The organism is Rhodanobacter sp. K2T2 (genome assembly GCF_013408815.1).
Lineage (GTDB): Bacteria > Pseudomonadota > Gammaproteobacteria > Xanthomonadales > Rhodanobacteraceae > Rhodanobacter.
Window position 1 is genome coordinate 169492 of the sequence record NZ_JACCCA010000008.1, and the last position, 11727, is coordinate 181218.

Annotated in this window: 12 protein-coding genes; 6 read left to right on the top strand and 6 right to left on the bottom strand. The window is 63.5% G+C overall.

The genetic code is table 11. The annotated features are described in order from the left end of the window. Nucleotides 1–15: 15 nt before the first annotated feature. The 3 genes from HDE78_RS14275 to HDE78_RS14285 all read right to left on the bottom strand — a co-directional run bounded on the left by HDE78_RS14275 (nucleotide 16) and on the right by HDE78_RS14285 (nucleotide 2026). Nucleotides 16–453 (bottom strand): hypothetical protein, encoded by a 438-nt coding sequence (locus HDE78_RS14275; protein ID WP_179480627.1) that lies wholly within the window; start codon nucleotides 451–453, stop codon nucleotides 16–18. 141 nt (nucleotides 454–594) lie between these two features. Further along, the gene (locus HDE78_RS14280; protein WP_179480629.1) at nucleotides 595–1542 is read right to left on the bottom strand and encodes a serine/threonine protein kinase; all 948 of its coding nucleotides are present in this window, start codon (nucleotides 1540–1542) and stop codon (nucleotides 595–597) included. 22 nt (nucleotides 1543–1564) lie between these two features. Next, nucleotides 1565–2026, bottom strand: a complete 462-nt coding sequence (locus HDE78_RS14285; protein ID WP_179480631.1) for a hotdog fold thioesterase — start codon at nucleotides 2024–2026, stop codon at nucleotides 1565–1567. 73 nt (nucleotides 2027–2099) lie between these two features. On the opposite strand from HDE78_RS14285, the gene HDE78_RS14290 reads away from it, so the two are divergent. Beyond that, nucleotides 2100–3152, top strand: coding sequence for a 2Fe-2S iron-sulfur cluster-binding protein (locus HDE78_RS14290; RefSeq protein WP_345776068.1), 1053 nt, complete (start codon nucleotides 2100–2102; stop codon nucleotides 3150–3152). 63 nt (nucleotides 3153–3215) lie between these two features. On the opposite strand, the gene HDE78_RS14295 is transcribed toward HDE78_RS14290, so the two are convergent. The 3 genes from HDE78_RS14295 to HDE78_RS14305 form a co-directional block, all read right to left on the bottom strand. Beyond that, complete coding sequence (locus tag HDE78_RS14295) at nucleotides 3216–3662, bottom strand: rhodanese-like domain-containing protein (RefSeq protein ID WP_179480635.1); 447 nt, start codon at nucleotides 3660–3662, stop codon at nucleotides 3216–3218. A 106-nt stretch (nucleotides 3663–3768) separates the two neighbouring features. After that, nucleotides 3769–4185, bottom strand: coding sequence for a hypothetical protein (locus HDE78_RS14300; RefSeq protein ID WP_179480637.1), 417 nt, complete (start codon nucleotides 4183–4185; stop codon nucleotides 3769–3771). A 95-nt stretch (nucleotides 4186–4280) separates the two neighbouring features. Beyond that, nucleotides 4281–4778, bottom strand: coding sequence for a YiiD C-terminal domain-containing protein (locus HDE78_RS14305; protein WP_345776069.1), 498 nt, complete (start codon nucleotides 4776–4778; stop codon nucleotides 4281–4283). Between the two features lie 88 nt (nucleotides 4779–4866). Between HDE78_RS14305 and HDE78_RS14310 the strand changes: the two genes are divergently transcribed. From HDE78_RS14310 to HDE78_RS14330, 5 genes are all read left to right on the top strand, one after another. Further along, nucleotides 4867–5628 carry a uroporphyrinogen-III synthase gene (locus tag HDE78_RS14310; protein ID WP_179480641.1) on the top strand — a complete coding sequence of 254 codons (762 nt, stop codon included), beginning with the start codon at nucleotides 4867–4869 and terminating at the stop codon, nucleotides 5626–5628. A gap of 168 nt (nucleotides 5629–5796) precedes the next feature. After that, the gene (locus tag HDE78_RS14315; RefSeq protein WP_255457820.1) at nucleotides 5797–6879 is read left to right on the top strand and encodes a uroporphyrinogen-III C-methyltransferase; all 1083 of its coding nucleotides are present in this window, start codon (nucleotides 5797–5799) and stop codon (nucleotides 6877–6879) included. Then, nucleotides 6876–8129, top strand: a complete 1254-nt coding sequence (locus tag HDE78_RS14320; RefSeq protein ID WP_179480643.1) for a heme biosynthesis HemY N-terminal domain-containing protein — start codon at nucleotides 6876–6878, stop codon at nucleotides 8127–8129. The genes HDE78_RS14315 and HDE78_RS14320 overlap by 4 nt, the downstream gene beginning before the upstream one ends. 296 nt (nucleotides 8130–8425) lie before the next feature. Next, nucleotides 8426–9337, top strand: a complete 912-nt coding sequence (locus HDE78_RS14325) for a LytTR family DNA-binding domain-containing protein (RefSeq protein WP_255457821.1) — start codon at nucleotides 8426–8428, stop codon at nucleotides 9335–9337. A 131-nt stretch (nucleotides 9338–9468) separates the two neighbouring features. Beyond that, the gene (locus HDE78_RS14330) at nucleotides 9469–11706 is read left to right on the top strand and encodes a CocE/NonD family hydrolase (protein ID WP_179480645.1); all 2238 of its coding nucleotides are present in this window, start codon (nucleotides 9469–9471) and stop codon (nucleotides 11704–11706) included. Nucleotides 11707–11727: the final 21 nt, after the last annotated feature.

An 11727-nucleotide genomic window follows, 5' to 3' on the forward strand; every position in this document is an offset into this window, starting at 1 on the left:
CCTTGTGTGAAAGGTTCAGCGGAATCGTAGCGCCAACCACGACAGCAGGGCGAGCAAATTGATACCGATGCGCGAGGTGCCGGGGCCGCTGGTGGCCAGCACGAAACCCTGTGTGCCGAAATGCGAATCCAGCAATAAATGCGGCGGCAAGTGCAGGGTCGAAAACACGTTGACGAACGCGCCGCTGGACAGCGCATAGCTGAAGGCCGAGGTCGCGATCAGCGGCACCTGCAGCAGCTGTGCCCAGCGCGAAAAGGCGATGCCGCGTTCGCTGTTGTCCAGCAGCAGCACGCCGGCGATCAGTACGAATGCGAAGACCGCCAGATCGATCAGCGCGAAAATGCTTTCATGGGTCGAGCCCAGCGGCAGCAGTCGGTGCAGCGCAGCCACCACGCCATAGAAGCCGCCGGCGATTTCCAGGATGCCGATCAGGCGAAAAAGAATCAGGCGCATGCGTCACTCCGAGATAAAAAACACCTCATTGTAAGTGCTGGTGACACCCGTCTCTCGACTTTGCTGCGCGACGCTTGGGAACAGATCGACGTTATTGGATGGCGATGCTGGCCGGGCGACCGTCATTCGTGCAAAAAAGCATCACGCCAGTTCATCGGCCAGCTCATGCAGGTCGGCAATATGTTGCTCCCACCAACGCGATTCGACCGCGAACGGAAACGCCGCGGGGAACGCCGGGTCGTGCCAGCGCGTGGCGATCCATGCGGCGTAATGCATCTGCCGCATCGCGCGCAGTACGGGCACCAGCATCAGCTCGTCGTCGCTGAAATCGCGAAATTGGCGATAGCCTTCGAGCATGGCTTCCATGTGGCGCGCATCGCTGGCCAGCATCCACAGGTCCTGCACGGCCGGACCCATGCGCGCGTCGTCGAGATCGACGAAGTGTGGGCCGTCGTCCGTCCACAGCACGTTGCCCGGGTGGCAGTCGCCGTGCAGGCGCAGTTGGCGCACCGGGCCGATCGCCGATTGCCGCTGTTCGATCGTGCCATCGAGCCGCTCGGCGGCTGCACGGTAGTGATCATGCAGTGACGCCGGCAGCAGCGACGAACCGAGTACCGCCTGCATCGACGGCCGCACCATCGTCGCGCGATCGAGCGTGCCGCGATGCGCAAACGGCTGGCGCGCACCGACAACGTGCATCCGCGCGATCAGTCGACCCAGCCACTGCAGTTGATCGGCTGATTCCAGCGTCGGCGCCCGGCCGCCGCGCCGCGGCGTGAGCGCGTAACGAAACCCTGCGTGCTCCAGCAGGCTGCGATCGCTGAAACTCAGGGGGGCGACCACCGGCAGCTCGGCCGCCGCCAGTTCGAGAGTGAACGCATGTTCCTCGGCGATGGCGGCATTCGTCCAGCGGCCGGGCCGGTAGAATTTGGCGATGACCGGTGAACTGTCCTCGATACCGACCTGCCAGACGCGGTTCTCGTAACTGTTCAGCGCCAACAGGCGGCCGTCGGTCCACAGCCCGCAGGCGCCGACGGCATCGAGCACACAGTCCGGCGTGAGCGTGGCGTAGGGCGCGTCGTGGTTCAAAGCGTGCTCACGATAGGCCGGCTCACTTCGACGCCGCGCCGATCACGCGGGCGGGCACCACGGCCATGGTCAGTCGCGACACGCAGACCAGCGAGCCTTCCTCGTTTTCGATGCGGATCTCCCACACCTGAGTGGTGCGGCCAAGGTGGAAGGGTCGGGCGGTACCGGTGACGATACCGCTGCGCACGCCGCGGATGTGGTTGGCGTTGATGTCGAGGCCCACGGTGAGCTCTTTTTCCGGATCGAGCGTGAGCATCGCCGCGCTGCTGCCCAGCGTTTCGGCCAGCAGCACCGAGGCGCCTCCGTGCAGCAGGCCGAACGGCTGGTGTGTGCGTCGGTCGACCGGCATCGTGCCCTGCAGCCAGTCGTCGCCGACGGCGGTGAAGCGGATGCCGAGTACCTCCATGGCGGTGTTGACGTTCCACGCGTTGATGCGCTCGAGGTCGGTGCTCTGTTTCCAGATCGGAGTGGTAGATGTCGTCATTGTTGATTCCTGCCAGTCGAACCGCCATTGTTGTCCGCTGTCACCGCCGCGACAATGCATCGGGAAAACTCGGGTGTTCACTGCCAACATCAAATCCTCCGGTCGCCAGTTCGCCATCGCGGCCGATGAAACTGTGCTTGAGGCCGCCCAGCGCGCCGGTATTGCCCTGCCGTATTCCTGCCGCTCGGGCGTCTGCGGCAGCTGCAAGGCGACGTTGCTGCAGGGCGAATGCGAATACACGCACAACCCACCGATCGCACTGAGCGCCAGCGACAAGGCTCATCACGCCGTGCTGCTATGCCAAGCCACCGCAACCAGCGACCTGCTGCTGGACGTGCGCGAAGTGACCTCGGTCGAAGCGATCGCCCGACGCCAGCTTGACATGGTCGTGGCGGAAAAGTGGCAACTGGCCAGCGACGCGGTCGGCCTGCACCTGCTGCCGGCGCCTGGCGAGACCAAGCTCAACTGGGTGCCCGGCCAGTATCTGGACGTGATCCTGGAGAACGGCAAGCATCGGCCGTTCTCCATCGCCAACGGCCCGCAGGCCGACGGCATGATCGAGCTGCACGTGCGTCAGGCCATCGGTGGCGGTTTCACCTCGTGGGTCTATGAAAGTCTCAAGGTCGGCGACGTGCTGCGCATCGAAGGTCCGCAGGGCACCTTTGTGCCGCGCGAGGATTCCGAGCGGCCGATGATCTTCATGGCGGGAGGCACCGGCTTTGCGCCGATCAAGGCCATCGTCGAGCACTTCATTGCGCTGGGCACACGGCGGCCGATGCACGTCTATTGGGGTGCGCGCAGCGCGGCGGATATCTACATGCCCGCTCTGGCGGAGCGCTGGACCGAGGCGGCGCCGAACCTGCATTTTCACGCGGTGGTGTCCGACCCCGAACAGGCCGGCGGCATGCGCAGCGGCCTGGTGCACGAAGTGGTGCTGCTTGATCACCCGCAGCTGTCCGGCTACGACGTCTACATGAGCGGACCGCCACCCATGATCGAGGCCGGACACCAGCTGTTTCTGCAGGCCGGCCTGCCCGAGGATCGCCTGTACTACGACTCGTTCGAGTACGCGCCCGACGTGCTGGCGCAGATACTCAACGGCCGCGCCGGGATTCACCATCTTTAGTGCCGGCTTGCCCGCCGCACGCGTTGCAACGGGTTTGACCGCAGACGTTCCGGAACGCGCCGTTTATTTTTTGCCCTTGGCCAGCGGCAGCTGCGCCTGCTGCCAGGCGAGCACGCCGCCGCCCAGTGTATAGACCTGGGTGAAGCCGGCCTTGACCAGCTGCTGCGAGGCCTTGATCGAGTTGCCGCGGCCGTCCTTGTCCATCACCACTACCGGCAGCTCGCGTGCCTTGGCCAGATCCTTGTTGGCCGGATCGAACTGGCTCATCAGCACGTGCTTGGCGCCGGGCACGTGCATTTTCTCGAAGTCGACCACAGCCGACAGATCGACCAGCAGCGGGCTCTCGCGGTTGATCAGCAGGGTCAGGCCGGCAGGCGTAAGCACCTTGGTCTTGCTGAAGAGTTCGGTGATCTGCATGACGATCAGCGCCAGCAGCAGGATCGCGAACAGCGCCGAAAGCGCCGCATGGTTGCCGATAAATTCGGGCAGCTTGTGCAGAAAATCGTTCATCGTGGTTCCACTGCCGCGTGAAGTGCGGCTGTTCGGGTAAACCGGCGATTATACGGGCAGTGCGGGTCAGGCAGGGCGGCGCTGCCAGGCGGCGAACCTGTGGCGGTCACTGCTGCTGCGTGATGTCCGGCAGCCCGCTGGTCAGCCACCAGTGCTTGGTGGTTTCGTCGTAGCGCCAGGTCTGCCGGTCGATGATGCTGCGCTCGGACTGTGTGCTGACGTTGATCAGGTTGATATGCACGATCTGCCGCACCTGGTTTTCACCGTCGGGCACCGGGCCATTGCCGGCGTCGTATCCGCTGACCTGCACCAGCTTGTAGCGCGCCAGGTCGAGCGCAGTGGGCATTTTGTCGGCGCGCGTCTTCGGGTCGAGGAAAATGGTGGCGCTCTGAAAATCGCCCCAGCGTACCGTGCTGGCATAGGCTGTCAGCGTGGTGTTAAGCGTTTCCGTACGGCTCTGCGTGGCGCAACCGGCGACCAAAAGCAAAGCGGCAAGGGCAAGAATGCTCAGTACGCGGCGCATGGCGGGTAGCCTCAGTCGGTATGACAGCGATTTGGCGAAGGGGTGGCTGTTGACTGATCTATTCTGCCTCAAGCCGCTGCCGGCGTCCGGTGTCGTTAAGACGCCTGTGCGCTGCGCCGTTTGGCGACGAAGCGGGCGCATAGCGTCGCCGCCGGCTTACCGTGTTCGCCGGGCACCGAGCAAACCACCTCGATGCGCGCCTTCCCACGCGTATCCAGCGTGCGAAAAAACGTCGCCCAGTCCGCCTGCGCCGAGAGCTTGGCTTCGCTGCGGAAATCGCGCAGCACCGGCGTCAGGTAATGCACGCTGGACTCGCCGACGAACAGGTCGCAGTCCTCGCCGTGCCGGCGCAGGGCCAACTCCACCAGCGCCCAGCCATTGAGCGTCATCACGCTGACCAGGCTACCGCCGAAGGCGCTGCCCTTGTCGTTGACGTTGGGCGCGAGCGGCGCGAGCAGATCCAGGCGGTCTTCATCGCAGTCGCCCAAGCGAATATCCATTGCCCGCGCCATGGGAATTTCATCACGCATGAACTGCACCAGCTGCTTAGCTTGGCGGGCGAGGTTGTGCGTTGGGAGATCGATGGTGCTCACGTGAGGCTCTGTCCGTACGGGTGAATACCCGATTGTAGGTAGGTCGTTACACTTACGGCCAATGGCGAGAAGTGGATGCGAGGCGAAGATGCAGCGGCAAACTCCCCCGGATCTGGGCGGCCGCACGGTGGTCATCACACGCCCCGCCGGTACGGCTGCTTCGATGGCGCGCAGGGTGCGTGCCCGCGGCGGCGTGCCGATGCTGCTGCCGGGCCTGTCGCTGCGCGGTGTGTCCGATCAGGCTGTAGCCCGTGCAGCGTTGCAGCATGCCCTTGCCGACGATCTGCTGATTTTCACCAGCCCTGCGGCGGTAGCGTTCGCTGCCGCGCTGTCGCCGCTGCTTTCGTCCGCGACCGTGCTGGCCGTGGGGCAAGGTACCGCAGGCGCGCTGCAAAGGCACGGCATGCATGTCGCATGGGTACCTGCAAGGCAGGATAGCGAAGGCCTGCTCGATCATCCGGCCCTGCGCGAGCCGGCCGGCAAACGGGTTGCGCTGATCGGTGCGCCCGGTGGCCGCGGCTTGCTGGGCGAGCAGCTGGCGACGCGCGGCGCGCAGCTGCGCGAGCTGCACGTGTATCGGCGCGTGGCGCCGCGGCTCGATCGTCGCCACGTCGATGCGCTGCTGCAGCTACCGACCTCGGCGTTGATTCTGTTGTCGAGTGCCGAGGCGCTGAGTCATCTCTGCCGGCTGCTGCCGCCGCTGCCGCTGGCCCGGCTGTTGGCGACCACGGCGGTGGTCAGCAGCGAACGGTTGGCCGCGGCAGCCAGCGCTGCCGGTTTCGGTCGCGTCATGCGTGCCGAGTCGGCGCTCTCGGCCGATCTGCTCGATGCCGCCGCGCGCGTCGGCTGATTCTCGCGCCAGCGCTTCATGGCGCCCTTCACAAGGCCTCGCTACGACCCTGAACGCACGGGCTGGTAGCATGGCTTGTAGATCCACGCAGACAACCCGAGTGAGAACGCCGTGCCCGAGAACATCCGCCCCGATCCAGCCCCAGTCGACCCGATGCCGGCAAAACCGATGCGCCCCGTGCCAGCGAAACATGAGCCGGGTTCGCGCGGCGGTGGCACGCTGGCGCTGGCCGTACTGCTGGCGCTGATCGCCATCGGTGGCACCGGATACGTGGGCTGGCGGCAGTGGCAGCAGGCGCAGGTGAGTACGGTCGATAGCCGCAATCTGGCCACGCTGCAGCAGCGCGTGGCCGCGCTGGAAACCACGCTCAGCGGCGTGAGCGGCGAGCGCACCAGCCTCAATCAACGCCTCAGCGATGCCGATCAGGTCAACCGTTCGCTGCGCGAAGAGCTGCTCGGTCAGGCCGAGCGCACGCGCAATCTCGAAGACGCCGTGGCCAAGCTCGCGCAAAAGAGCCTGTCCGGCCAGGACGCCACCCTGCTGGACGAAACCGAATCGCTGCTGCGCATGGCCGGCGAGCGCTACACGCTGTTCCACGACGCGCAGGGTGCGGTCGCGGCCTACACCCTGGCCGATCAGACTCTGGCCGGCGTCAACGACGCCACGTTTGCCGGCCTGCGTCAAAGCATCACCGTCGAGCGCGATGCGCTGGTCAAGAGCCAGCCCGCCAGCCAGGCCAGCGCGCTTCAGCAGCTGACCGAACTGCGCGGCGACCTCGCCACGCTGCCGCTGAAGACGCTGGACAACCCGACCAGCAACGATCAATCGCAAACCGTCTGGCAGCGAATCAAGCAGGCGCTGGCCAGCGTGATCAGCGTGCAGCGCTCCAACGGCGCGCCGCTGGCCGTCGCCGATGCGCGCTTCGCCCGCGAGTTGGCCTCGCTCGATCTGGCGCAGGCACAAACCGCGCTGCTCGCCTACGATGCCAACGCCTACGCCGCCGCGCTGCAGCGCGTGGACGTGGCGCTGTCGAGCCAGTTCGACGACAGCAATCCCGACGTGCAGCAGGCGCGCGTCACCCTGAAACAGCTCGGTGCGGCGCTGCCGCCCAGCGCGCCCGTGCATCTGGGCGCGGCGCTGACCGAGCTGCGCAATCTGCGCACCGTGCATGCGCTGAAACCCGACGCGACTGGCACTGCGCCGGCAACGTCGAGCAGCAGTGCGGCTCCTGCCAACGGAGCCAAGCCATGAAGCTGTGGCGCTGGATATTGCTGTTGCTGGTGATCGCCGCGCTGGTCGCGTTCGGCTGGCACTGGGCGGCCGACGATCCCGGCTACGTCTACGTGCAGTGGCACGGCTGGTATGCCGAGCGCACGGTCGTCACGGCGGCGCTTACGCTGATCCTGTTCTGGGCCGTGCTGAGTGCGCTGTGGTGGTTGATCCGCTGGCCGTTCGGCGCGTTTTCCCGGCGGCATCGGCGGGTGAGCCGTCAGCGCATGAACGATGGTTTGATCGCGCTGGCCGAGGGCCGGCACGGCGACGCCGAGCGCGATCTGAATCGTGCCTCGCGTCTGGACAGCTTGCGCGGCGCCGCCCTGCTGGGTTCGGCCGAGGCCTCCTCGCGTCGGGGCGAATACGCGCGTGCGTTCGAATCGCTCGATCAGGCCGCCCAGTCCGCACCCAAGGGCGCCCGCGTGCTGCGCGCCCGCGCGCTACGCCGCGACGGCAAGTTTGCCGAAGCGGTGGCCTTGCTGGCACCGGAGTCCGACAGCGGCAGCCTCACTCCCGCGGGCTGGCGCGAACTCGCGCTGGCCGCGCTGGCCAGCGGCGACCTTCGCCGCGCGCGCCAGGCGCTGGAGCCGCTGCAGAAAAGCGGCGCCTTCGGCACGCGCGCCTACAACGCCCTGGAATCGAAAATACTCGTCGCCACGCTCGGCGCGTCGCCCGACGGCGCCGCGCTCAACACGCTGTGGTCGCAGCTGCCCAAGGCGCAACGTCGCGTGCCCGCCATCATCGACGCCTATGCACGCCGCGCCGCAGGCTTCGGCCTGATCCTGCCGGCGATGGACGAAGTGGAATCTGCGCTGCGCCGCGAGTGGTCGCCGCTGCTGATCGAAACCTACGGCACGCTCGGCAACCACGACATCGACGCCCGCCTGCGCCGCGCCGAAGGCTGGCTCAACGAACATCCCAACGACGCCAGCCTGCTGCTCACCCTGGGCCGCATGTGCCTGCGCCTCAAGCTATGGAGCAAGGCACAAACCTATCTGCAGCGCGTGCTCGCCCTCGCGCCCAGCGCATCGGTCTGGGAAGCGCTGGGCGATCTGCATGCCGGCCAGGGCAACGACGCGCTGGCCAGCCGCTGCTACCGCAACGCGCTGGCCTTCGCTCGCGGCGAGGCCATCGATCCCTTGCCGCTGAATTCCAACGGCAGCGTCGACACGCGTCCGATCACGATTGAAGAGCGCAGCGAGCTTGGGGTGCCGCGGTTGCGGGAATAAATGCGAGTCGAGACGGTATGGTTCGAATCGCAAAGCATCTGCTTTCGCGCCGATATCAGGTAGCCGTCTCGATCTCAGTGACAATGCTAGGTCATGCCAGTCCAATCATATGGCCGAAGTGTCTGCGGGAGCCGAGCAAGTCCCAATGGCAGTGCCCTGACGCTGGCACGTTTTCACAAGATCCAGGACACGCTTCACCTTGGGTTTCAGGCTCGGTCCATACAGCACCGTCTTGAAGCCGCCAGGGTAACCCTGCACGCTCCGCGTTTAACTTGCGAATGGTACTGGGGAAGTGGATGAGACGGCGGACTTTTGATCTGCTGGCGGTTGCCGGCATCTTTGCGGCTTATTCGATGACTATCCGGCTGGCCTTGCATCTCGACCTGCGTGGAAGCCTGCTGGGCGGAGCGGCTAATACGGTGCCTGTAGTAATTTTCGGAGCGATAGCGCGCCGCATTATTCTGCGGAAACTTTTCGGGAAGCCCGGCGCGATCCAGCTGGCCGCCCATGTTCTGCTATGCGCCGCATTCGTTTCCCTGTCGTATGGGTTGCTGATCGTTCTTCTGGGCCTGTTCGACGGCGAGGGTCCGACTGGATTTCTGGTGCGACCCTTCTCGATCAGTGGAACCGCTTGGCAGTCGCTTGAGAATGTCACTACCTATGCATTGATAGCGACCTTGTCCTATTTGCAGGGCCAACACGGGGTGCCCGCCACGCCGTACGTCGACGCGATGGTGATCGGGGGAGCAATTAAGGGCACACGGTCATTGCCCGAGGCGGATGATCCCAAAGTGATGATGGGCGCAGATCAAGCTGATGCCATTGTGATTGCTCCGTTAACGGTCGTTTCAGGGGACGATGCCGAAGCAAGAGCCGATACGGCATTGTCACGTTACTTTGTCCGAATCGGCGATGAGCTTAGGCCGCTCGATATAGACAACGTCGTGAGCATCGGTGGCGCGGACGACTACGCCGAAGTGAGAACACTGTCCACCAAGCACCTTGTTCGCGTGACGCTTGCTGAATTTGCCAAGTCACTCGATCCGGCGAAGTACGTTCGCGTTCATCGTTCCTGGATCGTGAACGTTCATCGCGTCGTTCGAGCAGAACCCGCCGGCGGAGGACGCCTGCTCTTGCATATGGAAACTGGCCAAACGATTTCGACCAGCCGGGCAGGCGCGAAGTTGCTGCGCGACCGCGTTATTTGACCGTTCGCCGCGCACGAGTGTTCGTTCGCCGATTTCTTCGCCGCATCCTTTCATTTCCCGGGATTATTCCGCGATCTGAGCCTGGCTTGATGTGCACGGTTCTTTTGAGTGGGTTGGGGTGAAAGGATCTTATGAACGTTCTCGCTTCGTCGGCCTTATTGATCATGGGCCTGTTGACTGCGGTCGCCGCAGGCGCACAGAGTGTCTCGGTCGAACAATCTCAAATTCCGAACGTCGCGGCGGAGTTGATCTCGACCTTTGCGGCGGCACGGAGCCCGGCCGACCTGACAAAACGTTTCCGACTTCAGCTTGCTGCCGGACGTTTCATTGATGCGGAGTCGACACTGGATCGCCTTCAGGCCGCTTATCGTTCGAACGAGCCGAGGCTTGTTCCTGCTGTCACGCCGTGGCGGATCTATACCCGATCCAAAGCTTATGAAGCGGCTGGGTTGGGGCGATCCGAGGCGCTGTCTCGCGCGTTTTCAGAGCTGTATGGAGCGCTTCCCGATAGCCAGGCGGCCGACATCCTGCCCTGGTACGGCGAGGGCCTCGATAGGCTCCGCTCGGAGGAGTCAAAGCAGAAAAAAGCTTGCCAGGGAATGGCGCTGGAGCAGTGCCCATCGGCGGCGGACTTCGTAGCGGCCCATGAGGCGCTGATGGCATGGACGTACCTCATGCCAGCGTCGGTGCCGTTGCTCGAAGCGGACGGCAGGCATCGCTATCTGATCGATGACCAAGTTTTGATCCCGACGCCCGATGGCGCAAAAATCGCCGCCATTGTCGTGCGCCCCCGCGTTACGGGTACGACGAAACTAACCGCGCTGTTGAATTTCACGATTTACGCCCGGGACAATTGGAGCATGAGTGACGCGATAATGATGGCTGCCCATGGCTATGCGGGGGTGGTCGCCTATACGCGAGGCAAAGGTCGAAGTCCTCAACCAGTGACCCCTTACGTGCATGACGGTGACGACGCGGCAACTGTGATCGAGTGGCTCGCGCATCGGAACTGGAGCGATGGCCGCGTTGGCATGTTCAGCGGTAGCTACAACGGATTCACTCAATGGTCCGCTGCGAAACATCATCCTCCAGCACTGAAGGCGATCGCTACCAACGCCACCAACGCCCCTGGCATCGACACGCCGATGCAAGGCAATGTGTTTCAGAGCTTTATCTATCCTTGGCCGTTCTACACGACTGATATCAAGACTTTGGATGACAACACCTACGATGACCGGGCTCGCTGGGATACGCTGGAAAAGAAATGGTACGTGAGCGGCAGGCCTTATCGCGATCTCGACAAGATCGACGGCAAGCCCAATCCCATCTTCGATACCTGGTTGCAACACCCGGCCTACGATGCCTATTGGCAACGCCTGATACCCTACGGTCGCGAGTTCGCCAGTATCGATATTCCGGTATTCGTAGAGACGGGTTATTACGACGGCGGCATGGTTGGTGCGCTCTATTACTTTCAGGAGCACCTCAAGTACCGGCCTGCCGCCGACGATCGAATGATCATCGGCCCTTATCACCACATTGCCATGCAGACCGGCGTGCTCGCCAAGGTCGATGGCTATGTGGTCGACAAGGCATCGTTGATTGACCTTCAGGATTTACGCCTTGAGTGGTTTGACCACGTTTTCCGTGGCTTTCCGCTGCCGACGCTCCTGAGCGACCGAGTCAACTTCGAAGTGATGGGTGCCAATACGTGGCGCCATACGTCGACTCTCGCGGACATGGCCGCCAGCCGTGTACGCCTCTATCTCACGGGAAACCGAGAAGCTGACCGGCTGTTGTTTGGGCACGCCCCGGCTAGCCAGGCAATACCTGAACTTGCTGTTGACTTCACTAATCGCAGCGATGTGGATTTTCAACCTCCCACGAGCGCGCCCGACACCCGTAACGCACTGGTGTTCGAAACAAAGCCGTTTAAGAAGTCGTTGGAGATCGACGGTCTGTTTAAAGGACGATTCGAAATCATTGCCAACAAGCGCGACTTTGATCTGTCAGTCAATTTTTATGAGTTGAAATCGGACGGTCGCTATCTCGACTTGGCCTCTTACCTCGGCCGTGTGAGCTTCATGCAAGATCGGACTCGGCGACAATTGCTCGTGCCTGGTCAAGCACACACTCTCAATTTTCAGAGCCAGACTTTGACAGCCCGCATGTTGGCGCCAGGAAGCCGGATCGTAGCCGTAGTCGGCGTCCCCAAAGTCCCTCATATCCAGATCAATTACGGCACAGGTCGTGACGTGGGCACGGAGTCAATGGCGGACGCGGGGACGCCACTACGTATTCACTGGCTCGTTGATAGTTACCTTGAACTTGGTATCCGAGGGACCATCGAGTTTGCGCAGGACCGTTGACTGCCCGACTTGAGCGATAAG

Excerpts from the sequence above, each read along its gene's own strand:
- HDE78_RS14275 (WP_179480627.1), bottom strand. The coding sequence starts at position 453 with ATGCGCCTGATTCTTTTTCGCCTGATCGGCATCCTGGAAATCGCCGGC.
- HDE78_RS14285 (WP_179480631.1), bottom strand. The coding sequence starts at position 2,026 with ATGACGACATCTACCACTCCGATCTGGAAACAGAGCACCGACCTCGAG.
- HDE78_RS14295 (WP_179480635.1), bottom strand. The coding sequence starts at position 3,662 with ATGAACGATTTTCTGCACAAGCTGCCCGAATTTATCGGCAACCATGCG.
- HDE78_RS14300 (WP_179480637.1), bottom strand. The coding sequence starts at position 4,185 with ATGCGCCGCGTACTGAGCATTCTTGCCCTTGCCGCTTTGCTTTTGGTC.
- HDE78_RS14310 (WP_179480641.1), top strand. The coding sequence starts at position 4,867 with ATGCAGCGGCAAACTCCCCCGGATCTGGGCGGCCGCACGGTGGTCATC.
- HDE78_RS14315 (WP_255457820.1), top strand. The coding sequence starts at position 5,797 with ATGCGCCCCGTGCCAGCGAAACATGAGCCGGGTTCGCGCGGCGGTGGC.
- HDE78_RS14320 (WP_179480643.1), top strand. The coding sequence starts at position 6,876 with ATGAAGCTGTGGCGCTGGATATTGCTGTTGCTGGTGATCGCCGCGCTG.
- HDE78_RS14325 (WP_255457821.1), top strand. The coding sequence starts at position 8,426 with ATGAGACGGCGGACTTTTGATCTGCTGGCGGTTGCCGGCATCTTTGCG.
- HDE78_RS14330 (WP_179480645.1), top strand. The coding sequence starts at position 9,469 with ATGAACGTTCTCGCTTCGTCGGCCTTATTGATCATGGGCCTGTTGACT.